This is a genomic window from Azospirillum sp. (assembly GCF_035628975.1).
Classification (GTDB): domain Bacteria; phylum Pseudomonadota; class Alphaproteobacteria; order Azospirillales; family Azospirillaceae; genus Azospirillum.
In genome coordinates this window covers 18,029-43,262 of record NZ_DASPIS010000098.1, presented here as the reverse complement: position 1 = coordinate 43,262, position 25,234 = coordinate 18,029, and the positions used below count along the sequence as shown (strand labels likewise).

The window sequence follows — 25,234 nt, the reverse complement described above, 5'->3', positions numbered from 1 at the left end:
TAGGGCAAAGCGCTATTGCGAACAAGTCGCATTCTTATTTAGCATGCGGCCCATTGGTGCCGGCGCGGAGAGGCCTGTCTTGAGCAGCAAATATCCCTGTGATCTTCGGTGGGTGGAGGTGGTCGCCGTCTCCACCCTGACGCCGCGCATGCGCCGCATCGTTCTTGGCGGGTCGGCGCTGGAAGGATTCACGCTGAAGCCCGGTGTCCTGGCCCCGCACATCGGTCTGGTGGTTCCGGCGGGGAATGACGGCGGATCTCCGCTGCGCATCTACTCCGTGCGGCGCTTCGATGCCGCCGCAGGGACGCTGGAGGTGAATTTCGTGCTTCACGGCGCCGGTGTGGCGTCTGGCTGGGCCGCCCGCGCCAAGCCGGGGGAGAAAGTGGGGATCTCGGTATCGGGTGGGATCGCGATGAAGCCGGCAGGCCGCTATGTGGTGGCCGGCGACCATGCGGCGCTGCCGGCCATCGCCTATCTTCTGGAAAACCTTCCGGCGGATGCCTCGGCCGAGGTGTTCATCGAGGTGCCGGGACCGGCCGAGCAGCAGGAACTGGCCTCGCCGGCCGCCACCTCCGTCACATGGTTCCACCGGGACCGCTGGTCGGCGCCCGGCGCCTCGGCCCTGCCGGCGGCGGTGATGGAGGCGGCACCGGCCGGAGCGCAAGGACTGGCGGTGTGGGGCGGGACGGAGCATGGCACCGCCCAGCGCATCCGCGGCTATGTCCGCCAGACCCTGCGCCTTCCCGCCGACGCCTGTTCGGTCGTCGCCTATTGGAAGGCGAGCGTCGCCCAGGGCGGCTTCGAGCATTACGGCTGAGGCCGCCCTGTCCCGAGTTGGAAGGGGCTACCGCCGCCGGCCGAGCGTGAGCAGGAAGCTGCGCGGCACATGAATGCCCTCGCCCTCGCGGAAGCGCTCGTGGAAGGCGACGAAGTCCCGCTTCAGAGCGGCGCGGCGCTCCTCGTCGAGGCTGGCGGCCAGGGTGCGCGTCGGGCCGTAGCCGGTCACGAAGGTGCTCCAGGCAGCTTCGCCGCCGGTCTCGACATAATGGCTGGTCAGGGTCGTGGCCGTCAGGTCGAAGGCGCCGCCGAGCAACTCCTCCAGCCGTTCGGGGCGGCCCCAGGCGAAGGGCGATACCGCCGGGGGCGCCGCCATGTAGGGGCGCATCAGCGAGAACATCTCGGCGATGGCGCCGTCCGGCGTCCAGGTGGTCAGGGCCAGCCGGCCGCCGGGCCGGCAGACGCGGGCGAGTTCCTGCGCCGCCGCTTCCGGCTTGGCGGCGAACATGACGCCGAAGGTCGACACCACCGCGTCGAAGCTGGCGTCGGCGAAGGGCAGCGCCTCGGCGTCGCCCAGCCGGTAATCGATGGAAAGCCCATCGGACAGCGAGCGTGCGGCGTCCAGCAATCCGGCGGCGATGTCGATGCCGGTGACGTGCGCACCGCGCCGGGCACAGGCACGCGCCGTGATGCCGGTGCCGGTCGCGACATCGAGAATGCGTTCGCCCGGCTGGGGAGCGAGCCCGGCGACGGCCGCATCGATGCCGTCGTAGACGCCGCGGATGATCTCCTCGTAATCCCGGCCGCCCGAACTCCACACGGCGGCAGCCCGCTCGTTGTGCGGCTGAATGGCGGGAGCGGTGGCGATCAGGTCGTCCATATCGTCCTCCTTGGAATGTGCGATTGCGCCCGGTGACGGCGGGCTTCGGCCGCGAGGATGGCCGGGCCGTGTCAGCCGGGCGTCGGCCGATCGTCAGCCCTCGCGTCAATCGATCGTCAAAATGCCGACCCGTCCTTCAGGGGTAGTCCCCTGGGCCGACGCGTGTCTGACAGGATTCGTCCCGCCTGCTATGATCGGGGCGGTGGGTAATTTCCGTTTTGGTGCGGCATGGCCGGGCCGACGCTTAGGCTGCTGGGCGGCTTCTCGCTCGCCGATGCCGGCGGGCGTATCCTCCCTCTGCGCGGGCGGAATGCGCAGCTTCTGCTTGCCTATGTTGCGTTGAGCGCACCGCGACCGGTCTCCCGCGAACGGTTGGCCGCCCTGCTGTGGGAAGACTGCGAGGACCGGCGGGCGTTGCACAGCCTGCGCCAGTGCCTGATGGAGCTGCGGCACCTCGGCGAGCAGGCGGGCCACGATCTGATCCGCACGGACAGGAACGAGGTGTCGCTGGCCCTGCCGCCGGAATGCGTCGACGGCGTGATGGTCGAACGGCTGGCGCGGGAGGGCACGGCCGAGAGCCTGCGCGCCGCAGCCGACCTGTGCACCGGCCCGCTCCTGCCTGACGCCGAGGCCTGTGCGCACGGTATCGACGACTGGCTGGCCGGCGAGCGCGCCCGCTTCGCCCGCTTGGCGGCCGGGATCTTCGCGCGTCTGACGGCATCGTGCGAGACGGAGGGGGACTGGGACGGCGTCGCGTCCACGGCGGAGCGCTGGCTGGCGCTCGATCCCGCCTGCGAGGAGGCGCACCGCGCGCTGATGCGGCTGCATGCACGCAACGGCCGGCGGTCGGATGCCGTTCAGCAGTACCGGCTCTGTGCCGAGGCGGTGCGCCGCTGCCTCGACGCCGACCCGGAGGAGGAGACGGTCGAACTGCTGCACGGCATCCGTGACCGCCCCCCTGCTGCGACCGTGGCCGCATTGGTGGCGGAGAGACCCGCCGGACTGCTGCTCGACCTCTCCCGGTCAAGCCGGCCGGTGCTGCCGGATCGGCCGTCGCTGGCGGTTCTGCCCTTCGGCACGATCGGCGGACCGTCCGAAGGCGGCGGCTTCGCCGACGGGGTGGCCGCCGACGTGCTGGTGCGGCTTTCGCGGCTGCGCTCGCTGTTCGTCATCGCCCGAGGGTCCTCCTTCCGCTTTCGCGGAACCCAGATCGACCCCTGCACGGTCGGCAGGGCGCTCGGCGTACGTTACCTCGCCACCGGGGCGATCCGCACGGACGGGCACCGGCTTCGGCTGACCGTCGAGCTGGTGGAGGCCGAAAGCGGCGCGGTGATGTGGGGTGACATCTACGACCGGCGCCTGGACGCCGTGTTCGACCTGCAGGACGAGCTTGCCTCCCGCATCGCCGCCGCTCTCGACGACGAGATCGAAGCGGCCGAGATGCGGCGCGCCCTGACGGTTCCGCCGTCCTCGCTGGATGGCTGGAGCGCCTATCATCGCGGCCTGTGGCACATGTACCGGTTCACCCGCGACGACAACGAGACGGCGCGCGGTCTTTTCCAACAGGCACTTCGCACCGATCCGCTGAGCGCCCGGCTGCATGCCGGCCTGTCCTTCACCCATTTCCAGGATGCCTTTCTGCACCGCACCGGACAGCGCGGAATCGAGGCGGAGCACGCCTATCGCTTCGCCGAGCAGAGCGTCAGTTTGGACGAGCGCGATCCGACGAGCCATTTGGCCCTGGGCCGTGCGCTGTGGCTGCTGGGGAGACAGGACGAAGCGGTGGAGGAGCTGAGCCTTGCGGTCGGCCTCAACCCCAACTTCGCCCTTGGCCATTATTCCCTCGCCTTCGTCCAGGCGCAGGGTGGCGATGCGCGGGCGGCCCTGAGCGCCGCCGACGTCGCGCAGCGGCTGAGCCCGTTCGATCCGCTGCTGTTCGGCATGCTGGGCGCGCGGGCGCTCGCCTGCCTCAATTTGAAGGAGCATGCCCAGGCGGCGCTGTGGGGCGACCGGGCCGCCCGGCGGCCGAACGCCCATGTCCACATCCAGGCCATCGCCGCCTTCTCCAACGCCTTGGCGGACCGGCGGGAGGAGGCCGGGGGATATGCCCGGCGGATCAAGGAGACGGCGCCGTCCTACCGGTGCGACGATTTCCTCGCCGCCTTCCACACGCTGACGCCATCCGTGGTCGACCTCATCCGGCGCGTCGGGCCGAGCATCGGGCTGCCGTCCTGATCGCTGCCATCCTGATCAGGGTCAGTCGGTGGCGACGACCTTGCCCGGATTCATGATGCCCTGCGGGTCGAACAGCCGCTTGATGCCGCGCATCAACGCCATCTCCGCCGGTCCCTTGAAGACGGCGAGCGCGTCGCGCACGCTCTGGCCTATGCCATGCTCGGCGCTGATGGTGCCGTCCAGCTCGATCGCCACGCGGTGGACGGCGGCGCTGACGGCATGGGCGGTGGTCTCCAGCGGTTGGCTTTCCGTCCTCGCGCTGTCCGGCAGGATGACGACCAGATGGATGTTGCCGTCGCCGATATGGCCGACCGCCACCACGCGCGCATCCGGGCGCAGAGCCTCGACGGCGGCGGTGGCGCGGGCGACGAAGGCGGGAATGCGGGCGACCGGCACCGCCGTGTCGTGGCCGATGACGATGCCGCTCTTGCGGTTGGCCTCCGACACGCTGTGGCGCAGTTTCCACAGGGCCTCGGCCTGGGCATCGCTGCGGGCGATTGTCGCGTCGGCGACGCTGCCGTCCTCCAGCGCTTCGGCCAGCAGATCCTCCAGCGCGGCGGCGAGGTCCAGCCCGGCCATCGGGTCGGTGATCTCGGCCAGCAGATACCAGGGCAGGACGGTGGCGAGCGGCCGGACGGTGCCCGGAACATGGGCGAGCACGGCGGCGAGTTGCGATTCCGACAGGATTTCCGCGGTGGTCACCCGGTCGCCCAGCGTTCCGCGCAGCCGGGCGAACACCCGCAGCGCAGCGTCCAGCGAGGGCAGGGCAATAAAGGCGGTGGTGGTGCTGCGTGGGCGCGGGAACAGTTTCAGCGTCGCCGCGGTGACGATGCCCAATGTCCCTTCCGCGCCGATGAACAGATGCTTCAGGGCATAGCCGGTGTTGTCCTTGCGCAAGGCGCGGAGGCCGTTCCACAGCGTGCCGTCGGGCAGCACCACCTCCAGCCCCAACACGAGGTCGCGCATCGGGCCGTAGCGCAGGACGGCGGTGCCGCCGGCATTGGTGGCGATGGTGCCGCCGATCTGGCAGCTGCCTTCGCTGCCCAGGCTCATCGGGAACAGCCGGCCGGCCTGTTCGGCGGCGGCCTGGACGGCGGCCAGCGTGCAGCCGGCCTCCACCGTCAGGCTGTCGCCGATGGGATCGACCTCGCGGATGCGGGTCAGGCGCGACAGGCAGAGCACGAGGCTGCGGCCGGAGGCATCGGGAATGGCACCGCCGACCACGCCGGTGTTGCCGCCTTGCGGAACCAGCGGCGTGCCGGTCTCCGCGCAGAGCCGGACGATGGCAGCCACCTGCGCCGCGTCGGCCGGGCGGACGACGCCCAGCGCCTCCCCCCGGTAGCGGCCGCGCCAGTCGGCCAGGAAGGGCGCGGTGTCGGCCGGGTCCGACAGCACATGCGCCGGCCCGACGATGACGCGGGCGCGGTCGAGAACATCGCTCCCCGCCATGCCCTCACAGCCCCAGATAGGCGGTCTTGATGCGCGGATCGGCGAGCAGGGTCTGCGCTGCATCCTCCATCACCACCCGTCCGGTCTCCAGCACATAGGCGCGGTCGGCCAGACGCAGTGCCAGATCGACCCGCTGCTCCACCAGCAGGACGGTGATGCCGGATTTGTGCAGGCTTTTGATGGTGTCGGCCAGCGTGTCGACGATGATCGGCGCCAGCCCCAGCGTCGGCTCGTCCAGCATCAGGCATTTCGGGTTCGCCATCAGGCCGCGCCCGAAGGCGACAAGCTGCTGCTGACCGCCGCTCATGGTGCCGGCGCGCTGGGTGCGGCGTTCGGCCAGGATGGGGAACAGCTCGTAGACCCAGCGCAGCCGCTCGGCGAAGCCCATGCTGCCGGGCCGGCCGCGCAGGGCGCCGAGTTCCAGATGCTCCAGCACCGTCATGTCGGGGAAAAGCTGGCGGCCTTCCGGCACATGGACCAGCCCGCGTTCGATCACCTGATGCGGCGCCATGCGGTCGATGCGCTCGCCGTCGAAGGTGATGGTCCCGCCGCTCGGCCGCAGCAGGGCGGAGATCGCCTTCAGCGTCGTCGTCTTGCCGGCGCCGTTGGAGCCGACGAGCGTGACCAGTTCCCCTTCCTCGACGGTCAGGGAGACGTTGTGGACCGCCTCGCGGTGGCCGTAGCTGACCTTCAGACCTTCGACCTTAAGCATCGACCGGCTCCCGTCCCAGATACACGCGGATCACTTCCGCGTCGTTCAGCACCTGGGCCGGCGGCCCTTCGGCGATCTTTACCCCATGGTCCAGCACCACCAGCCGGTCGCAGACGCTGGCGACCACGCGCATGTGGTGCTCCACCAGCAACACGGTGACGCCGCGGGCGCGGATGCGGCGGATCATCTCGACCAGCCGCTGGCCTTCCTCCGGGTTCATGCCGGCGGCGGGCTCGTCCAGCAGCAGCAGGCGCGGCTCGGCAGCCAGCGCGATGGCGATCTCCAGCCGGCGCTGCTCGCCGTAGGACATGGAGTCCGCCAGCGTGTCGGCGCGGTGGTCGAGGTCGCAGAAGGCCAGGATCTCCATCGCCTTGCGCCGCAGCTCCGCCTCCTCCCGGCGATAGGCGGCGTTGCGCAGGATGGCGGCGCCCCAGCCGGCCCGCGTCGTGCGGAAGGCGGCGCTGCGCACATTGTCGAGCGCGGTGAGGCTTGGGAACAGGCTGGTGATCTGGAAGGTGCGCGACACGCCGCGCTGGCCCATGACGTGCGACGGCGCACCGGTGCAGTCGCTACCGTCGAAGCGGACGCTTCCCGACGAGGGCGGCAGCGAGCCGCCCAGCATGTTGAACAGCGTCGTCTTGCCGGCGCCGTTCGGCCCGATCAGCCCGACCACCTCGCCGGCCTGCACCGTCATGCTGACGTCGCGCACTGCGGTCAGCCCGCCGAAGATGCGTGTCAGGTTGCTGACCGACAGGATCTCTTGAGCCGCAGGGTTCATTTCGCACCTCCTTCGGCGCTTGGCAAACCGGTGGGGGGCAAACCGGTGGGGGCCGCCGGCTGGGCGTTCTCCGACTTGTTGGCATTGCGCCAGCGCTGCCACAGGCTGACCAGCCCGCCCGGCAGGAAGACGACGGTGCCGGTCAGCAGGGCCGCGAAGATGACCATGCGCAGCGGACCGGCGACGCGCAGCGACTCCAGCAGGCCGATATAGACCAGCGCACCCAGGATCGGCCCCAGGATGGTGCCGCGCCCGCCGATGATGACGACGATGATCAGGGCGGCGACATTGTGGACGCCCATGATGTCGGGGGTGATGACGCGGATGTAGTGGGCGTAGATGGCGCCGCCGATGCCGGCGATGGCGGTGGCGGCGACGAAGCCCAGCAGCTTGGTGTGGAAGACGTTGATGCCGAGCGAGGCGGCGAGCGGCGCATTCTCGCGCACCGCCAGGAAGGCGCGGCCGGTGCGGCTGCTCACCAGCGCATGGCAGAGGTAGGCGGTCGCCAGAACCAGGGCCAGCACCAGGTAATAGGTCTCGCGCGCGGCGGTGAAGGTGAGCGGGCCGATCGCCATCGGCGGGATGTCGGTGATGCCCATCGGACCGCGCGTCAGGTCGACCCAATGATTGGTGATGGTGAACAGGATGGCGCCGAAGCCCAGCGTCAGGATGGCGAACTGCGGCCCGACCACCCGCAGGGCGGCATAGCCGATCACCAGCCCGAACGACGCGGCCACCAGCCCGGCCAGCGGCAGCCCGAGCAGCGGCGGCAGGCCGAACTGGGTGGAGAGGATGGCGGAGGTGTAGGCGCCGACGCCGACGAAGGCGGCATGGCCGAAGGTGAGCTCGCCCAGATAGCCGATGACGATGTTGAGGCTGAGCGCCAGCAGCGCATACAGCATCCACAGCACCAGCAGATGTTCCAGATAGGCGTTGCCGGACAGGAAGGGTAGGACGGACAGCGCCGCCACGCCGCCCGCAATCGCCAGGGTCTGGCCGTGGGAGTTGGTGTTCATCGCAGACCCCTTGCCGTGCTGAACAGGCCGTTGGGGCGCCACAGCAGGACCGCGATGATCATCGCGTAGCCGATCGCCTCCATGAAGCCGAGGGAGATGTAGCCGCCGCCCAGCGATTCGATGACGCCCAGCAGCAGGCCGGCGAACAGGGCGCCGGTGACGCTGCCCAGACCGCCCATGATGACCACGATGAAGCCCTTCAGCACCGCCCAGTTGCCGATGGTCGGGAAGATCATCACGGTGGGGCCGACCAGGGCGCCCGACAGCGCCGCCAGCCCGCAGGCTAGCGCGAAGGTGTAGGCATGGACCAGCTTGATGTTGATGCCGGTCAGCGCCGCGCCGTTCGGGTTCTGCGCGGTCGCCCGCATCATCTTGCCGAAGCGCGAATAGCGGATGAACAGGTAGACGGCGATCAGTGCCACCACCGCGGCGGCGAAGACCAGCACGCGCTGCTGGGTCAGCGTCACCGTGCCGATGTCCAGCACCTCGTCGGCGAAGGGGCTTTCGACATATTTGGGATCGGCACCGAACAGCAGCTCGCCGCCGTTGGCGATCAGCAGGGCAAGGCCCAGGCTGGACAGCAGGATGGTGAACTCATGGTCGCGGCGCAGCGGCCAGAAGATCAGCCTGTTGGCGGCGATGCCGAGCCCCGCCACCACCACCGCCGAGATCGCCGCAGCCGCGATGTAGTCGAGCCCGAGCAGGGTGCCGATGAAATAGGTGATGTAGGCGCCGAGCATGTAGAACTCGCCATGGGCGAAATTCACGATGCGCAGCACCCCGAAGACCAGCGTCAGCCCGGTGGCGATGAGCACATAGGCCATCCCGTTGACCAGGCCGTTCGCGATCTGCTGGGCGAAGACGGTGAAATCCATGGAGGTCGAACCTTCCTATCGGGGGTGCCTGCCGGTCGGATGCGCATATCTCGCGGCCCCGGAACAATCCCCTCTCCCCCGCTCTCGCGCAAACTTCGTTTGCGCTGACGCGACAGGCGGACCTTTGGTCCGCCGAAAGCGGGGAGAGGGTTAGGGTGAGGGGGGAGCGTGGCGGGATTTTCCCGAGAATTCTCGCTGTGCGTCCCCCTCACCCCGACCCTCTCCCCGGGGGGGAGAGGGGGAAGAGGGGAGGAGAGGGTTTTTCGCCAGCAGCCCCTCAGTCCCGGACGCTGACGATCTGCTTCTTCTGGACCTGCACCAGATGGATCGCTTGGCTCGCCTGGCCCTTGTCGGAGAAGCGCAGTTCCCCCATCACGGTCGGGACGGCCTGCGACTTCAGGGCCGCCGCGATCTTGTCGTAGGCGCGCGGGTCGCCGCCGGCGGCATCGACGCCGAAGGCCAGGGTCTGGACCGCCTGGGCGCCGAGGGCGGCGATGAAGGACGGCTCGTTCTTGTAGGATTTGCGGTACTGCTCCAGCCACGGCTTCAGCGACGGGGCGGCGCCGTCCTCGGTGAAGGGGGAGGCGGAATAGACCTGCTCCAGCGAGTTGCCGGACAGCTCCACCAGCTTCGGGTTCATGTTGCCTGCCGACGCGATGACCTTGCCGCGGTAGCCGGTCTGCTTGATCTGCCGGTAGATGGTGGCGCCCTGCGAGGTGTTGATCGCCGCGACATAGATCGCGTCGGCGTTCAGCGACTTCAGCTTGGTCAGAGCGGTGGTGAAGTCCGTGTCGGTGCGGTTGTAGAACTCGTGCCCCTTCACCTCGATGCCGCAGCCGCTCAGCAGCTTGGTGTAATTGTCCAGCTCCAGGCGGCCCCAGTCGTCGTTGACGTTCATGAAGGCGATGGACTTCGGCTTGATGCGCTCGCAGATCGCCTTGGAATAGAACTCCGACATCATGGCCGAGGTGGCGTTCAGGCGGAACAGGTACTTGTGCCCCTCCTCCGTCACCTTCGGGTGCTGGGAGCTGGTCATGACGGTGATGATCTTGTCGCGCGTCACTTCCTTCATCGACAGGGCGACGGCGCTGAACCAGCCGCCGACGATCATGTCGACGTTGTCCTGCTCCATCGCCCGCTTGGCGGCGCTGACGCCGTCCTCGGGGGAGCCCTTGTCGTCGTAGGTCAGCAGCTCGATCTTGCGGCCGCCGGCAACGCCGCCGTTGGCGTTGATGACCGCGGCCATCGCCTGCGCGCCTTCCAGGCCGAGCTGGCCCTCGAAGGCGCCGGTGCCGCTCATCGGGCCGATCAGGGCGATGCGGACCGGGGGCTGCTGTGCTTGCGCGGATGTGCCGGCGACGGGGATGGTCAGGGCCAGGGCCGCCGCGGCGGCAAGGAGAGTGCGCCTACCGAACATGGGGTTCCTCCGTGGATTGGTCGTCTTTTGATTGGCCGTCTTTTAGTTGACCCTTGGAACCGGCGGGTGGTGCGCGCCGGCAAAGGATCGTCAGGCGGTTTTCAGGTAGCGCTTCTGCAGTTCCTCGATCTGCGGGAAGCCGATGAAGTCGATGAAGCTGTTGTGGTCGGTGACCGGGCGCGGCAGGCCGCTGGTGGAGCGGCGTTCCGCAAGCGCGGCCAGATTCTCCTTCAGTGCCGAGGCGACGGTCATCAGCGGCACCAGCGCGTAGGTCGCCATGCCGGCAACCTCCTCCACCTCGTCCGCCGACAGCTTTTCCAGCCAGCCGAGCAGCTGCAGCGACAACGGCACGCCGACCGCCTCGCGCATGGCGCGCAGTCCGTCGATGTCCTTGAAGCACTTGCTGATCGGCTGGATCATGTCGGCGCCGGCCGCGACATAGGCGCGTCCGCGCTCCATGGCGGCGGCCGGATCGACCACGTCGGTACGGGCGATGATCAGCATGTTGGGATCGCGCCGTGCTTCCACCGCCGCCTGGATCTTGGCGACGCCCTCGTCCATCGGGATCACCTCGACCCCGCCGACGCAGATCGGGCAGCGCTTGGGCGCAACCTGATCCTCCATGATGACGGCGGAGACGCCCGCCGCCTCGAACTCGCGGATCGTGCGCATCACGTTGATGGCGTTGCCGTATCCGGTGTCGATGTCGGCGATGACCGGGACATTGACCGCCGACACCACGTTGCGGACCACCGTCAGGTTTTCCGACATGGTGTACAGCTCGGCATCCGGCTGGCCGAGGAAGGAGGCGGAGACGCCGAAGCCCGAGGTCATCAGCGCATCGAAGCCGGCCGCCTCGATGAAGCGGGCGGACAAGGCGTCATAGGCGCCGGCCGACCAGACGGTCTTCTGAGCCAGGACGCGGTTGCGGAATTCAGGTCCCCGAGACATGAGCATGGTCCTTTTGTTCGCGTTGCTGGGCCGCCTGCCGCTTCAGGAAGGGGACGAGGCCGCCGGCCTCGATCATCTCGGCATCCGCCTGCGGCAGCGGCTCATAGGGAATTTCGGTGCCTTGCGTGTGGTTGCGGACCACGCCCGCCGCCCAATCCACTTCGATCTCGTCCCAGCGCCGGACGAAGCCGAGGATCCCGGGGCAGCTGACCTGCGGGAAGCCCATGCTGACCTCGCCACGCCAATAGCCGGGAGAGAAGGACTCCGCGATCACCCCGGTGATGCCGAGATGGCGCATCGCCTTCATCGGCGGGTAGTGCGGGTGGCCGTAGCCGAAATTGTCCGCACCGACCAGCAGGTCGCCCGGCCGCACCGACTTGGCGAAATCCGGGTCGTAGGCCTGCATGGCGACCTGCGCCAGTTCGGCCACGTCGGTGATCTTGATGTTCTTGACGCCGACGATCTGGTCGACGTCGAAATTGATCTCGTCGAAGATGAAGGCGACACGGCCCTTCATCGCCGGCATCTTGAGTGTGGCTTCGGTCATCGCCGGCCTCACAGGTAGGGGCGCGGATCGGCGATCCGGCCTTCGATGGCGGAGGCGGCGACCACCGCGGCGTTGCACAGGTAGATCTCGGAGTCCGGACTGCCCATCCGGCCGCGGACGTTCAGCGTGCCGGTCGACACCGCGCGCTGGCCCGCCGTCATCGTCGCGATGCGGCCGAAGCAATAGTCGCAGCTGGGCGAGGAGACGAAGGCCCCGGCCTCCACCAGCGTGGACACCAGCCCCTCGCGCGCCGCCGCCGCCATCAGTTCCTGGCTGGTCGGCACGATGTGCAGAGAGACGCCGGTCTTGACCCGCCGTCCTTCCAGAACCTTGGCTGCCGCCCGCAGATCCTCCAGCCGGCCCGAGGCGCAGGAGCCGAGATAGCCGGCATTGATCTCCAGCCCGAGGAACTCGGTCAGGTCGCGGGTGTCCGCCGGTGTCGGGGGCACGACGACGATGGGCTCCAGATCCGACAGGTCGATGTCGTGAACGGCGGAATAGCGCGCGTCCGGATCGCTCGACACCGGCTCCAGCTTCTTCCGGGCGCGGGGCAGGGCGTAGTCGAGCCGGACGGGATCGGGGTTGACGATGGCGGTCAGCGCGCCGGTGAACATGGCGAGCCCGGTGATGGTCTGCAGCCCCTCCGTCGACATCGCCGCTACCGACGGTCCGCCCAGTTCCAGCACCTGGAAGCGGCAGGAACTCGGCCCCAGCCGGCGCACCAGATGGTGGAAGACGTCGCGCGCCATCACGCCGGGCCGCAAACTGCCGCGCAGGTTCACCCGCACGGTATCCGGCACACGGATCGACACGGTGTCGCTGACGAAGGCCTCCATCACGTTGCGGCGCAGACCGATGGCCAACGTGCCGAAGGTGCCGAGCTGGCTGACATGGCCGTCGAAATGGACGACGAAGGCACCCGGCGTCGCATAGCCGACCTCCGCCGCCACCTGATGGCCGATGCCGTGCCGTTCGAACAGCGGCACATCGTTCTCCGCGCACCAATTGCGGGTGTTGATGTGAAGCTCTTCCTCCTTGGCGGTGGCGGTCGGCACCATGTGGTCGATGAAGATGCCGAAGCGTTCCGGCTCGGCCACCCGCTCGATGCCGAAATCCTCCTTCATCGTCTTGAAATAGACGTCGGTGTAGCCGGGGAAGTCGTAGGCCAGCACGAAGTCCGGCTTCGCCTTGATGTCCTGTCCGGCGCGGACCGCGGGCAGCCCCGCGGCGCGTGCCAGGATCTTCTCGGTGATGGTGTAGCCCATGGCGTGGAACTCTCCGCTCCCGTCCGTCAGCCGCCGAGGCCGAGGGAGCCGGGATTCATCAGCCCCTGCGGATCGACGGCGCGCTTGACGCCTTCCAGCAGCGACCAGGTTTCGGGGGTCATGATCTCGCGGAACGGATAGTCGCGGGCGACCTGCCAGCTGACGCCGCCCAGGCTGCAGTACAGCTCCTGCGTCGCGCGGCGCAGTTCGGCCACCGCATTGCGGGCCGCCGGGTTGGCCGGGCGGTCGCGCCAGGGCTTCACCACGTCCTCGCCCAGGCTGGCGGCGTGCAGCGGCGTGATCTCGTCATTCCAGTAGAAGGCCGGCTCCAGGAAGAAGTCGTTGCCGACCGTCATGGTCATCACCGAATAGATGATGCCGTGCTGCTCCATGAAGCCGCGTTTTTCCGCGAAGAAGGCGTCGTTTGCGGCAACCACCTTGTCGGCGTCGCCCAGCGGAAAGATGGCGTGGATCGGCACCCAGCGCTGGCCCTCGCGACCCAGCATGCCGCGCACCGGCCCGAAGGGCTTGGAGCGCATGACCTTCGGCACGCTGTTCTCGATCTCCTTGCCGTGACGGGCGCCGATCTCGCGCACGGTCTGCATCGCCTCGCGCAGCTGGGCTTCGCTGCGGCCTTCCACCACCAGATGGAGGGTGAAGTTGTGGTCCTTGAGGAAGGCGGTGCCGGCGGTGGCGACGCTCAGCGCCTCCTTGGCACCCTGGAACAGCGATTTGCCGGCCTTCGCCACGTTGCCCAACGTCTTCAGCCCATCCGACAGCTTGTTGACGCTGGCCGAATGCTCGACCTTCGTGCGGTCGATGCCGAAGCCTTCCGACACGCAACGCGCCCGCGCCATCTCCACCTGTGCGGCAGCCATCGCCTGCATGGTGGTGAAGCCGAAGGACAGGAAATCGCTGTGTTCGGGCCGGCGGTGGAGGCGCAACGTCGCCGCCACCTTGAAGCCCATGGCGCCGTTGTCGCCCAGGAACAGGCCGGTCAGGTCGGGGCCGCCGGAGCGGGTGAAGGGCTTGGTTCCGACGCGCCCGCCCGATCCGGTGGTGACGACGCGCCCGTCGGCCAGCACCACGGTGACGCCCAGCACGCTTTCCGCCACGGTGCCGTGCAGGGCCGAGCCGAAGAAGGCGCTGTTCTGCGACAGGGCGCCGCCGATGGTGGCGTTGATGCCCGACAACGGCCCCCAATAGCCGGTGCGCAGGCCGGTGCCCTCCAGCGCCTCGTTCAGCGCGGCCCAGGTGCAGCCGGTCTCCACCGTCACATAAAGGCTGTCGGTGTCGAGATCGATGATGCGGTTCAGCCGGCGGCTGTCGATGACGACCGAATCCGGCCGCTTGGGCAGATAGCCCTTGGTGTAGGACATGCCGCCGCCGCGCGGCACCACCGCCACGCCGGCATCATGCGCGGCGCGGATGGTGGCGGCGACCTGATCGCGGTCGCGCGGCAGGGCGATGGCGAGCGGCGGAATGCCCGGCTGCCAGAACACGTCGTTGGCGTAGAAGTCGCGGCTCTTCTCGTCATCCAGCAGGCCGTCGGCGCCGAGTGCGGCGCGCAGGGCGTCAAGCAGGGTGGCCGTGCCTTCGAGGGCGGCGATGCTCATGGAATGTCCCTCTTGGGTAAGGTCAGGCCGCGAGCGGCTCGAACCGGAAATCCTCGGCCGTCCGACGCACATAGCCGGTGTGGGGAGCGCCGAAATGGGCCGGGAACACCAGGGCGTTGCGGTCGGCGGCATGGTCCAGCAGCCGGCGGCGGGTCGCCACCGCCTGCGCCTGGTCCTCGCAGAAGCGGCTGTTCCAGTCCGGACGGCACACCTGCATCGGCTGGTGCAGGCAGTCGCCGGTGAAGTAGGCGGCGTGGCGGTCGGACTCCAGCCGGACGAACATCTGCCCCGCCGTGTGGCCGGGGGCCAGTTCGACCGACAGCCCGTCGAGGATGCGGTCGCCGTCCTCGATCAGGTCCACCTGACCGGCTTCCCACACCGGCATGACGCTGTCCTCCATCACCGGGCCGTTGCCGGGCATGCCGATCAGGCCGCCGTCGGGGCTGCGCCAGTGCTTAAATTCCTGCGCACCGTAGATGTAGCGGGCATTGGGAAAGGTCGGCACCCAGCGCCCGTCGACCAGCTGGGTGTTCCAGCCGACATGGTCGATGTGCAGATGGGTGTTGATGACCAGCGTCACATCCTCCGGCCGCACGCCGGCCTCGGCGAGGTGGCGCAGATAGGGCTTGTCCAGCATGTGGAAGCGCTCGAAACCCGGCGTGTGGCGTTCCTTGTGGTTGCCGCAGCCGGTGTCGACCAGGATCACATGGCGGTCGGTGCGGATCAGCCAGCTGTGCATGCTCGACATCAGGCGCTTTGATGCCGGGTCGAGGAAGTTCGGTTCGGCCAGATCGGGGTTCCGGGTCAGGATCGCCTCGTCATAGGCGGGAAACAGGAAGCCGGGATCGAAACCCGGCGTCAGCATTTCCTCGATCCGCGTGACCGTGAACGCACCCAGGGCGATGGTTTGCATTGTCCTCCCCTCGTGCAGGGTGCCGGCGGCCGTGTCTCATGAAATCGGAAGATTGACGTCGGGAGACTGCGGCAAGCCGGAGCATGGGGCGCCGGCCATCTGCCGGGGCGATGGCGGCGCGCTTGTTCTGTTTGTTTGGCAATGAAACCATTTGCCCTTCGCAGTGTCAACAGGCAAAAATGGTGTCACTGTTTGACACAGGCGGTGGACTGCGGCAGGGATGGCGGAAAGGGGTTGCGCAACCGTGCGGACGCCTTCAATGCTACCGGCGCACTGCACCTGTGACGGGATCAGCGCGACCGCGCCGCCATCCACCGGCTGTGCCGGACACCGGGGCTTCCGCCTGGCATCGGGGCACGCGACATCCATAAGGGGCTTGAACGTATGGACACCGAACAGGACGACAACCAGGGCGCGGAAAAGAACGGCCTCAGCGTTCGCGCCGTGTCGCGCGCTCTGGCCGTGCTGCGCAGCTTCTATCAGGAAGGACCGACGCTGACCCTGACCGAAGTCGCGAGCGCCGCGAAGCTCGACAAGGGAACGGCGCGGCGCATCCTGCTGACGCTGGTGCAGGACGGCTTCGCCGCCTTCGACGCGCAGAGCCAGAAATACAGCCTGGGGCTGGAGATCCTGAAGCTGGCGGGGGCGGTGCCGGAGCGCCGCGACCTGCGCCAGATCGCCTCCACCATCCTGTCGCGGCTGGCGAAAACCACCGGCAGCACCGTGTTCCTGTCGGTCTACCATGACGGATCGGCGGTGTGCCTGGACCAGTTCCACAGCGACCGGTCGGTGGAGGTGCGCTGGTGGATCGTCGGCGGGCAACTTCCGATGAATTGCGGCGCCGCGCCGCGCGTGCTGCTGGCCTATCTGTCGGAGGCGGAGGTGGAGCGCGTGCTGGCGCGCGGGACCACCCGCCTCACCCCCCACACCACCACCGACCCCCGCCAATTGGCTAAGGAGCTGGAGGAGGTGCGGAAGCGCGGATGGTCGATGGCGGTCGACGACGTGATCGAGGGGCTGGCCGCCATCGCCATGCCGCTGTTCGACCCGGACGGCCGGCTGATCGCGGCGGTCAGCCTGACCGGCCTGACCCCCCACATCGTCCGCAACGGCCAGCCCAATTTCCTGGACGACATGCGCGGCGCGGTGCGGGAGATCTCGTCCAACCTCAATTCGCTGTCGGCCCCGCCGTTGCATCGGGCTGCCCGTGCCCAATCGGTGCTCGGGGGGTGACGGCGAAGGCCGAAAGCGGTAAGGGCGCTGTGTTGCTCTATGCCACGCGGTGCGAATCGGCGGCATCCCCGCGCAGGAAGGCGGCATAGCGGGCAATGGTCGCCTCCACGGCGGAGGCTTCCTGGCCGGGATACCAGACGGTGGCCGGGGTCGGTGCCACCTCCGTTCCCGCAGGTGCCAGTTGCTTCGCTTCGGCCAGCCCTTCGACCAGCATGTCGGCAGGCCCGGCGCAGATCAGCGCCGGCCGGGTCAGGCGCGGCAGGCGGGCGCGGGTGTCGTAGTGGAAGGCGGCGCGGTAGGAGCGGTCGTAATGGGCGCCGCTCGCCAGCAGACCCATGGTCCAGTCATGCAGCACCGCCGCGTCGGGAACGCCGATGGCGCGGGCGGCTCCACGCTCCTGCCTGTACCACGGCCAGAACAGGAACATGTCGCGCCGCATGTTCCAGGCCTGCAGCAGATGCAGGCCCCAGCGGTCGGCGGCCAGCGGCGGGAAATAGTTGGTCAGGATGTCGGCACTGAAGTCTGGCGGGATCAGCACCGGCGCCTCCAGCACCGCGCGGCCGACGCGGTCGGGATGGCGGACCGTCAGTTCCAGCGCCACCAGCGCCCCCGTGTGGGTTCCCCACAGGTCGAAGCGGTCGAGGCCGAGCGCATCGGCGACAGCCAGCGCATCCTCCGCCAGCATGCCGATATCGACCGCGCGGTCGGGCTTGTCCGATTCGCCGTTGCCGAGATAGTCGGGAGCGATGACCTCCCATCCCGAAGCCAGCCCGTGCAGAAGCGGCAGCAGCGGCTTCGAGGATCCGGGGGCCGATTGCAGTGCCAGCAGCGGCCGGCCGCGCCCGGCCCGGCGCAGATGGACGCGGCCCTGCGGCGTGTCGGCATAGTCGTGCCAGACCCGCATCGGATCGGAGACCGGCTGCGTCGGCGGAAGCGGTTGGGCATCGGGCCGGCATGAGGCCATGGCCGACAAGGCTTTGGCCGCGGCGCCAGGGTCATCGACACGGACAACGCCGGTCCGGTCGGTGAGTCTCGGCATGGCGTCGAGGCACAGGCTCCACAACGCTTCATAGCGGTGAGGCGCCGCGGCGGCGGTTCGCAGCATCGCGTCCAGGGCGTCGGGAGCGGGCAAGGGCGCGCCCTGTGGTGCCGGATGCCTGGCGTCGCGCGGCTCCAGCACATGGGCATCGCGCAGATGCGCCCACAGCACGGCCAGATGGGTGCCGTCGTCGCGCGGTGCCAGCGGGGCGGGGGTCAAGCGGCGTTGCGTCCAGCCTTCCGCTGCTGCCGCATCGGCGAGCAGGACGGTATCCGGTTGCCAGCTCGATTCGCTGTTCTGCAGCGCGACGGCCAACGGCGCTGCAAGGTCGAAGGAGAGCAGCGGGCAGGGGGGAAGGCCCAGTGCGGTTGCGGCCTCTGCGATGAGGCGGGCCAAACCGGCGGTATCCTCCGCCCACACACCGCTGGACCCGCCGGTTCCCGGAAGATCGACCGCGGTGACGGTCCAGCCGGGCAGGTCGCGAGCCAACTGGTCGGCGCGGGTGGAGGCGGCGGCGATCAGGCCGGGCAGCACCAGCAGGTCGGGGCCGGAACCGCTGCGCCAGACACGCAGTTGGCCCTGTCCGATGGTCACGTAATGGGGTGTCGACATGGATGTCCTCCCGGTCGGCAGGCGGAGACTGCCTGCATTTCTTTATGCGAAAGGGGTGGGGAGTGCCGCGGGCCGCCTGGGTCCGCCCGTTGCGGGGCGAGGGCGGGCAATTTGTTGGCGGCCCGGACTGTGCCGCTGTTTGACACTCAGTTCATAGAATGACATAGTCTGATTGAGATCGACAAGGGCGGTGCCGGTTCATGCAGGGTTGTAGCACGTAGGTCTGATCGGCTGCTTAAGCCCTTCTCCCGCAAGGGGAGAAGGGCTTCCGTGATGGAAAGCGGCTACTCCAGCCTTAGGCGCGGTAACCCTGCGGCTCATGCGCGGAGATCCGCGGCTGCGGCGCCGGCCCCTTCATGGAATTCAACGAAATCGACAGGGAGGACGGGCATGGCCTGGCCGGAAGGAACGGGCGTTCCCAAACGGCGCGAGCTGCTTTTCGGCACGCGTCTCGTACCATGCTACAGCGAGCGTCCGGCGACCATCGACGCCATGTTCCGCGACGCCGTGTCCCGCCGGCCCGATGGCGAGGCGCTGGTGGATATTGAGCGGCGTTACAGCTATTCCCAACTCGACGGGCTGGTGACGCGGGCCGCTGCTGCGCTGATGGCGCGGGGTGTTCGGCCGGGCGAGCGCATGGCCCTGGTGATGAGCAACCGGGCGGAATTCCTGATCGCGCTGCTGGCGGCGGCGCGTGCCGGCACCGTCGCGGTGCCGATCAGCGCGCGCGAACAGCGGCCGGGCATCGCCGGAATCCTCAACGATTGCGGCGCATCGATCCTGGTCCATGACGCAGCCCTCGCCGACCGAATGCCCACTGCCGAGGAGGTGCCGTCACTGGCCCTGCGGCTGTCGGTCGGCGGCGTGGTGGAGGGCTGCCGGCCGTTCGAGGATCTGCTGGAAGCCGACGCATCTGTTCCGGGTCCCGCAACGGCGCAGGGGGAGGAGGACACCGCCGTCATCCTCTACACCTCCGGGACCACGGGGAAGCCGAAGGGCGCGCTGCTGGCTCATGTGAACATCATCCACTCAGCCATGCATTTCGAGGAATGCTGGGACTATCGCGAGGGGGAGCGGGCGGTGCTGGCCGTGCCGGCCTCGCATGTCACCGGCCTGGTCGCCGTGGTGATGGCGATGATCCGCGTCGCCGGCTGCACGGTGATGATGCCCGCCTTCGACGTCGCCGGATTCCTGGAGTTGGCGAGCAGGGAGCGCATGACCACCACCGTGCTGGTCCCGGCGATGTACAATCTCTGCCTGCTGCGCGCCGATTTCAGCCGCTACGACCTGTCGTCCTGGCGGATCGGCGGCTTCGGCGGTGCGCCGATGCCGGAAGCGACGGTGGAGGCGATGGCGGAGCGGCTGCCCGACCTGCATCTGCTGAACGCCTACGGTTCCACCGAATGCGCCACCATCATCAGCGTGGTTCCCATCGGCCATACCCGCGCCTGCCTGGATTCGGTCGGCATGTGCGTGCCCTGCGGTGACCTGCGCATCATCGACGAACAGGGCCGCGAATGCCCACCGGGGGTGAGCGGGGAGGTGTGGATCCGCGGGCCGATGACCATTCGCGGCTATTGGAACCGCGAGGACGCTACCCGCGACAGCTTCGTCGACGGCCATTGGCGGTCGGGCGACATCGGGGCGCTGGATGCGCAGGGCTATCTGCGGCTCTACGACCGGAAGAACGACGTCATCAACCGCGGTGGCCACAAGATCTATAGTGTGGAGGTCGAAAACCTGCTGGTCCGCCATGCGGACGTGGTGGAGGCGGCGGTGGTCGCCCATCCCGATCCGGTGCTGGGCGAGAAGATCCACGTCTTCGTCATCTCCAAGTCCGGCGGCCTGACCGAGGACGACGTGCGCAACTTCTGCCGGGCCAACCTCGCCGACTATAAGGTGCCGGACTATGTGACCCTGCTGGGCGATGCGCTGCCGCGCAACGCCAACGGCAAGGTGACGAAGCGCGTGCTGCGCGATCAGGTCTCCGCCGCGTGAGCCCTGCTCAGGCGGACGGGTGGATCACCGAACGGTCGATGTCGGCCAGGGTCGCGCGGCCGGTCAGCGCCATCGCGACCTCCAATTCGGTCTGGAGCAGGGTCAGCATATGGGCGACGCCCGCCAGTCCGCCGACCGCCAGCGCGTGCAGCACCGGCTGGCCGACCAGCACGGCATCGGCGCCGAAGGCCAGCGCCTTCAGGATGTCGGTGCCGCGGCGGATGCCGCCGTCCATCAGCACCGGCAGGCGGCGGGCGGCCCGTTCCGCCACCGCTGGCAAGGCGTCGATGGTGGCGGGCAGGGTGTCCAGCGTCCGGCCGCCATGGTTGGAGACGATGAGGCCGCCGGCCCCCGCCGCAATGGCGGGCTCCACGTCGTCGGGGTTGAGGATGCCCTTGAGCAGGACGGGCAGGGGCGTCTCTCCGCACAGCCACGCCACGGTGTCCCAGGTCGGGGCGGCGTGGAGCATGCCCTGGAACACCGGACTGCCGGGGCGGGCCGGCCTGAACGTGTCGGGGGCGAGGCCGGCGAGGTTGACCGGCGCGATGGTGGGCGGTAGGCGGAAGCCGGCGCGCTGTTCCATGTTGCGCATGCCGTTTACCGGTGCGTCCACCGTCAGGACCAGCGCCCGGCACCCAGCATCCTCCGCCCGGCGCACCAGCGTCAGCGTGTCCTCCCGCCGGGGCTGGGTGTAGAGCTGGAACCACAGCGGCGCCGAAGCCCGCCGAGCGATCTCGTCCAGGCGCACGCTGGCCTGGGTGCTGACGGTCATCCAACTGCGCGTCAGGCCGGCGGCCTCCACCGTCGCCAGTTCGCCGTCGGGATGGACCAGCTTGTGATAGGCCATCGGCGCCAGGATGATCGGATAGTCGAGCGTCTCGCCGAACAGGCTTGAGCTTGCGGTGGCGTTGGACAGGTCGCGCAGCACGCGCGGCATCAGGCGCAGGCGGTCGAAGGCCTCGCGGTTGGCGTGCTGGGTGATGCCGTCCGCCCCGGCGCCGCCGATATAGGCGCGGGTGGCCGGATCGACGCGATCGTTGAAGTGGCGTTCATAGTCGAACAGCGAGACGGTGTCGGGCGGAACGGTCATCGGCGGCTTTCCTGCAGGGTGCCGGGCTCGGCGAGTGCCGCGGCTTGCGCGGCCAGCGCCTGGATCCGCGGGTCGGGATGCGGCGCCAATGCCGCGGCCATGCTGCGGTAGAAGTCGGGGAAACCGCTGTCGAGCGCAAGGCGGAACCAGCGCAGCGCCTCGTCGCGAAGCCCGTCGAGCAATAGGGTGCGGGCGTGATTGAAGCGGCCCCAGCAGTCGCCGCCTTCCGCCGCCGCCTTGAACAGGGAACGCGCGGCGGCATCGTCGGCGGGCACCGCGCGTCCGCTCTCGTGGAAAAGGCCCAGCATGTTCAGCGCCTTGGCGATGCCCTTGGCGGCGGAGGCGGCATAGAGCCGGTAGGCGGCCTCGTCGTCGGCGGGAACGCCGACGCCGCGGCAATGGAGGTCGGCCAGATTGAACAGCGCCCAGCCGTCGCCGAGATCGGCAGCCTTGCGGTAGTGCGCGGCGGCCTGCACCGGGTCGGCGGCAACGCCCCAGCCATGTTCGAGGCAGCGGCCCAGCATGTTGATGGCGCGCGCGTCGCCGCCGCGCGCGGCGCTGCGGAACCAGCCATAGGCCTGTTCGCCCTCACCGCGGTCGAGGCAGGACTGTCCGAGCGCCAGCAGCGTGTCCGCGACGCTCAGTCCCGGCATGGCTGTCCGCGCACGCTCCGCCATCACACCTCCGCCCAGCGGCGCAGCAGGTTGTGATAGTGGTTGACCAGCGACAGGACGGCGTGGTGGCCGTCGCCCAGCTCCTGCCGCAACTCGATGATCGCCATGTCGAGGTCGTAGAGCATGGCGCGCAGCCCGTCGTCGCGCACCATCGACTGGGTGAAAAAGAAGGAGGCCCAACGGGACCCGCGCGTCACCGGGCTGACCTGATGCAGGCTGCTGGACGGATAGACGACGGCGTGGCCGGCCGGCAGCTTGACCGGTTTGGTGCCGTAGGTGTCCTCGACGATCAGCTCGCCGCCGTCGTAATCCTCGGGATCGCTGAGGAAGATGGTGGTCGACACGTCGGCCCGCATGCGCATGCCGCCGGTGCCGGGAATGGCGCGGATGCTGTTGTCGACGTGATAGCCGTAGGTCATCGCCCGGTCATACCGGTTGAACATCGGCGGCAGGACGCGCAAGGGCAGGACGGCCGAATTGAAAGCCGGGCTGCGGGCGAGCGCGCGGAGGATGACGACGCCGAGTTCCCGCGCGGTCTCGCTTTCCTCGGGGATCTGCAGGTTGTGCTTGGCGCCGGCGGCCTGATCGCCCGCGGTGACGCGCCCGTCGACCCAGGGCGAGGCTTCCAGCACCGCACGGCACTGCGCAACCTCGTCCGCGGTGAGGATTTCGGGGATCTGCAGGAGCACGTGAGAAGGTCCTTGTGATGGGGTGAAGGGGGAAGCACTGCGTGTGGGTCCGAGAATCCTCGCCGCGCGTCCCCCTCACCCTAACCCTCTCCCCGGGGGGGAGAGGGAACTTTCAGAACGTCAGCCCCGTCGTCAGCATGACGGTGCGGCCGGAGGCCGGGACCGCGCGGACGGCGTTGAAGGCCGAGGTGTAGTTGCGATGGTCAGTCAGATTGTAGCCGTTCAGGGCCACGGAGACGTTGCGGTATTCGTAGGACACCACCGCATCGGCCGAGAAGGTGTGGGGAACGCGGGCGGTGTTGGCGCTGTCCGACCAGTATTCCGACGCCACCTGCATGCCGCCGCCGACCGTGAACTTGCCGGGAATGCCGACCTCGAACTCGTAGGTCGTCCACAGGCTGGCATTGTGCTTCGGCACGTTGGGGGCCACCTTTCCGACCAGCGCCGGGTTGGTGCGGGAGTCCGTCACCTTGCCGTTCAGGTAGGCGTAGTTGGTGTAGATGTTCCAGTGCTCCGTCACCTTGCCGCTGATGCTGGCCTCCAAGCCGCGGACGCGGACGCCGAGACCGGATTCTGAGAAGCCGTCGGTGACGGTGCCGGTGGCGGGATCGACCGAGTAGGTGTTCGACTTCTCGGCCTGGAAGATGGCGCCGCTGACGCCCAGGCGGCCGTTCAGGAAATCGGCCTTGCCGCCGATCTCGTAGAGGTCGGTCTGCTCCGGATCGAAGCTGCGGGCGCCGTTCGGCGTCTCCGCCGTGCCATTGGTGACCGCCGCGGCGATGTCGGTGCCGATCGGCTTGTAGGACCGCGAGTATGATGCGTAGACCGACGAATCCGGGGTCGGTTCATAGATCAGGCTGACCGACGGGCTCCAGGTGCGCTCGGAGGCCGAGCCGCCGGCGATCGCCGGATCGGCGGCGCTGAAGCTGGTGCGGAAATAGTCCCAGCGCAGGCCGCCCTGGACCGACAGCTTGTCGAACAGCCAAACGCGGTCGGTGACGAACAGGCCGGCGTTGGTCACGCTGGATTCGCGTCCGCCGGCCGCCGGATAAAGGATGGCGGTGTTGGCGGCATAGCTGTGGGACGGGTTGCGGATGGTCTGGGTGTTGGTGCGGTTGACCCAGCTGCCGGATTCGCGCTTGTCGCGCTGATAGCTGACGTCGAGGCCGCCGTTCAGCGAATGGCGCATGCCGAACAGCTCGCCGTTCACCTTGGCGCCGGTGACGTTCTGGACGCCGAAGCCCTGCTGCTTGAAGGCCATGCCGCCGCCGGCACCATAGCTGATCACCGGGTTGCGGCCGGCCAGGAACTGGGTGGCGGCGGTGCCGGTGAGCGCGGCCGGGTTGGTGGCGGCGAAGTTGCGCTCGTAATGGCTGAAGCGGGAGTCGTTGTAGACCGACAGCGCCTTGTTCACCTCATGCGCGAAGGTCGAGGTGAGGATGTGGTTCTCGGTGTCGTCGCGGTCGAGGTTGCGGACGTAGGAGGTCGAGCGGTCCAGGCCGAACTCCCCCGCCGGACGGAAGATGCCGTCGCGGCCCTGCACCATCGGCTGGCCCATGTCGGGCGTCTTCTCGCCCTTCAGGAAGGCGTAGTTCAGGTGCCAGGTGGTCGGCGTGCCCAGGCCCAGGCCCAGGTCCGCGGCGATGCCGCGGCGGTCGGCTTCCACCTCGTCGCGGTCGGCGACGTTCTGGGTGTGGTAGAGGCCGTTCACCCGCAGCGCCGCGGTGTCGCCGAGCGGCTGGTTGATGTCCACCGTGGTGCGGTAGGTCGGGCCGGTGCCCACCGACTGGTCGATCTGGACCTTCGGCTGCAGCGACGCCTTCTTGGTGCCCTGGTTGATCACGCCGCCGGAGTTGCCGACGCCGAAGCCGTTGCCCGACGGCCCCTTGAAGACCTGCACCGTTTCGGTGTTGAAGACGTCGTGGGTGTAGACGCCGAAGTCCTTCAGGCCGTCGGTGTAGATGTCGCCGCGGGCGGTCAGGCCGCGGATGCGGAACTGGTCGCCGTTCTGGCCGCCGTTGCCTTCACCGGTGGAAATGGTGATGCCCGGCACGTTGCGCAGGGTCTGTTCCAGCGAGGTGGCGCGCTGCTGCTCGATGATCTCCTGCGGCACGACGTTGACGACGCGGGGCGTGTCCTTGACCGTTTCCGGCAGGCGGGACACGCCGGTGGGGGCGGCGTTGACGTTGCCGGTTTCCGGCGCAACGGCATCGACCTTGATCGAATCGAGCTGGAGGGCGTCGGTGGAGGAGCGTTGCGGCGTCGGACCCGTCCCCGGAGCGCCCGTTCCCGTGCCGGCCGTCTGCGCATCGGCCGTCGCCGGAATGGCGAAGGTCATGGCCAGGCTGGCCGTGGCGGCCGCACCGGCCAGAAGGGGTCTCAGTCCGTTGGGGGACGTGGTCTGTCGCATCAAGCTCTCCCGAAATGCGCCAAGGTGATTGGACGATCGCTGGACCGCCTTCTACCAA

General features: G+C 68.7%; 21 protein-coding genes. 4 read left to right on the top strand and 17 right to left on the bottom strand.

What is annotated here, in order from left to right; genetic code table 11:
* Positions 1-79: 79 nt before the first annotated feature.
* The gene (locus VD964_RS21340; protein WP_324870503.1) at positions 80-817 is read left to right on the top strand and encodes a siderophore-interacting protein; all 738 of its coding nucleotides are present in this window, start codon (positions 80-82) and stop codon (positions 815-817) included.
* A 27-nt stretch (positions 818-844) separates the two neighbouring features.
* Here VD964_RS21340 and VD964_RS21335 read toward each other — a convergent pair whose 3' ends face one another.
* Entirely contained in the window at positions 845-1,657 is an 813-nt protein-coding gene (locus VD964_RS21335; protein WP_324870502.1) for a class I SAM-dependent methyltransferase, read from the bottom strand.
* 228 nt (positions 1,658-1,885) lie between these two features.
* Here VD964_RS21335 and VD964_RS21330 point away from each other — a divergent pair, with 228 nt between their 5' ends.
* On the top strand, positions 1,886-3,892 hold the full coding sequence (locus tag VD964_RS21330; protein WP_324870501.1) for a BTAD domain-containing putative transcriptional regulator: 2,007 nt from the start codon (positions 1,886-1,888) through the stop codon (positions 3,890-3,892).
* A 21-nt stretch (positions 3,893-3,913) separates the two neighbouring features.
* Here the strand turns inward: VD964_RS21330 and VD964_RS21325 are convergent, their stop codons facing one another.
* The 11 genes from VD964_RS21325 to VD964_RS21275 all read right to left on the bottom strand — a co-directional run bounded on the left by VD964_RS21325 (position 3,914) and on the right by VD964_RS21275 (position 15,431).
* Positions 3,914-5,341 carry an FAD-binding oxidoreductase gene (locus VD964_RS21325; protein WP_324870500.1) on the bottom strand — a complete coding sequence of 476 codons (1,428 nt, stop codon included), beginning with the start codon at positions 5,339-5,341 and terminating at the stop codon, positions 3,914-3,916.
* Positions 5,342-5,345: 4 nt separating this feature from the next.
* Positions 5,346-6,053: an ABC transporter ATP-binding protein gene (locus VD964_RS21320; protein WP_149224188.1), complete on the bottom strand. Its 708-nt coding sequence runs from the start codon at positions 6,051-6,053 to the stop codon at positions 5,346-5,348.
* Positions 6,046-6,831, bottom strand: coding sequence for an ABC transporter ATP-binding protein (locus VD964_RS21315; protein ID WP_324870499.1), 786 nt, complete (start codon positions 6,829-6,831; stop codon positions 6,046-6,048). Before VD964_RS21315 ends, VD964_RS21320 begins: the two co-directional genes overlap by 8 nt.
* On the bottom strand, positions 6,828-7,847 hold the full coding sequence (locus VD964_RS21310) for a branched-chain amino acid ABC transporter permease (protein WP_324870498.1): 1,020 nt from the start codon (positions 7,845-7,847) through the stop codon (positions 6,828-6,830). Before VD964_RS21310 ends, VD964_RS21315 begins: the two co-directional genes overlap by 4 nt.
* Positions 7,844-8,722 carry a branched-chain amino acid ABC transporter permease gene (locus VD964_RS21305; protein WP_324870497.1) on the bottom strand — a complete coding sequence of 293 codons (879 nt, stop codon included), beginning with the start codon at positions 8,720-8,722 and terminating at the stop codon, positions 7,844-7,846. Before VD964_RS21305 ends, VD964_RS21310 begins: the two co-directional genes overlap by 4 nt.
* Positions 8,723-8,999: 277 nt before the next feature.
* On the bottom strand, positions 9,000-10,139 hold the full coding sequence (locus VD964_RS21300) for an ABC transporter substrate-binding protein (RefSeq protein WP_324870496.1): 1,140 nt from the start codon (positions 10,137-10,139) through the stop codon (positions 9,000-9,002).
* A gap of 90 nt (positions 10,140-10,229) precedes the next feature.
* Complete coding sequence (locus tag VD964_RS21295; RefSeq protein ID WP_324870495.1) at positions 10,230-11,090, bottom strand: isocitrate lyase/PEP mutase family protein; 861 nt, start codon at positions 11,088-11,090, stop codon at positions 10,230-10,232.
* Entirely contained in the window at positions 11,074-11,637 is a 564-nt protein-coding gene (locus tag VD964_RS21290; RefSeq protein ID WP_324870494.1) for a 3-isopropylmalate dehydratase, read from the bottom strand. Before VD964_RS21290 ends, VD964_RS21295 begins: the two co-directional genes overlap by 17 nt.
* 8 nt (positions 11,638-11,645) lie before the next feature.
* On the bottom strand, positions 11,646-12,902 hold the full coding sequence (locus VD964_RS21285) for a 3-isopropylmalate dehydratase large subunit (protein ID WP_324870493.1): 1,257 nt from the start codon (positions 12,900-12,902) through the stop codon (positions 11,646-11,648).
* A 26-nt stretch (positions 12,903-12,928) separates the two neighbouring features.
* Entirely contained in the window at positions 12,929-14,518 is a 1,590-nt protein-coding gene (locus VD964_RS21280; RefSeq protein WP_324870492.1) for an FAD-binding oxidoreductase, read from the bottom strand.
* A gap of 22 nt (positions 14,519-14,540) precedes the next feature.
* A complete protein-coding gene (locus VD964_RS21275) occupies positions 14,541-15,431 on the bottom strand; it encodes an MBL fold metallo-hydrolase (RefSeq protein ID WP_324870491.1) in 891 nt (296 codons plus the stop codon).
* A 384-nt stretch (positions 15,432-15,815) separates the two neighbouring features.
* On the opposite strand from VD964_RS21275, the gene VD964_RS21270 reads away from it, so the two are divergent.
* Entirely contained in the window at positions 15,816-16,664 is an 849-nt protein-coding gene (locus tag VD964_RS21270) for an IclR family transcriptional regulator (protein ID WP_324870490.1), read from the top strand.
* Positions 16,665-16,701: 37 nt separating this feature from the next.
* Here the strand turns inward: VD964_RS21270 and VD964_RS21265 are convergent, their stop codons facing one another.
* Positions 16,702-18,315: an alpha/beta hydrolase gene (locus VD964_RS21265; protein WP_324870489.1), complete on the bottom strand. Its 1,614-nt coding sequence runs from the start codon at positions 18,313-18,315 to the stop codon at positions 16,702-16,704.
* Positions 18,316-18,705: 390 nt separating this feature from the next.
* On the opposite strand from VD964_RS21265, the gene VD964_RS21260 reads away from it, so the two are divergent.
* Complete coding sequence (locus tag VD964_RS21260) at positions 18,706-20,313, top strand: class I adenylate-forming enzyme family protein (protein ID WP_324870488.1); 1,608 nt, start codon at positions 18,706-18,708, stop codon at positions 20,311-20,313.
* Between the two features lie 7 nt (positions 20,314-20,320).
* Here VD964_RS21260 and VD964_RS21255 read toward each other — a convergent pair whose 3' ends face one another.
* The 4 genes from VD964_RS21255 to VD964_RS21240 form a co-directional block, all read right to left on the bottom strand.
* Positions 20,321-21,403, bottom strand: coding sequence for an alpha-hydroxy acid oxidase (locus VD964_RS21255; RefSeq protein WP_324870486.1), 1,083 nt, complete (start codon positions 21,401-21,403; stop codon positions 20,321-20,323).
* Complete coding sequence (locus VD964_RS21250) at positions 21,400-22,080, bottom strand: tetratricopeptide repeat protein (protein ID WP_324870485.1); 681 nt, start codon at positions 22,078-22,080, stop codon at positions 21,400-21,402. The genes VD964_RS21255 and VD964_RS21250 overlap by 4 nt, the downstream gene beginning before the upstream one ends.
* Positions 22,080-22,766 (bottom strand): Fe2+-dependent dioxygenase, encoded by a 687-nt coding sequence (locus VD964_RS21245; RefSeq protein ID WP_324870484.1) that lies wholly within the window; start codon positions 22,764-22,766, stop codon positions 22,080-22,082. Before VD964_RS21245 ends, VD964_RS21250 begins: the two co-directional genes overlap by 1 nt.
* Before the next feature lie 112 nt (positions 22,767-22,878).
* Complete coding sequence (locus VD964_RS21240) at positions 22,879-25,176, bottom strand: TonB-dependent siderophore receptor (protein ID WP_324870483.1); 2,298 nt, start codon at positions 25,174-25,176, stop codon at positions 22,879-22,881.
* Positions 25,177-25,234 lie beyond the last annotated feature (58 nt).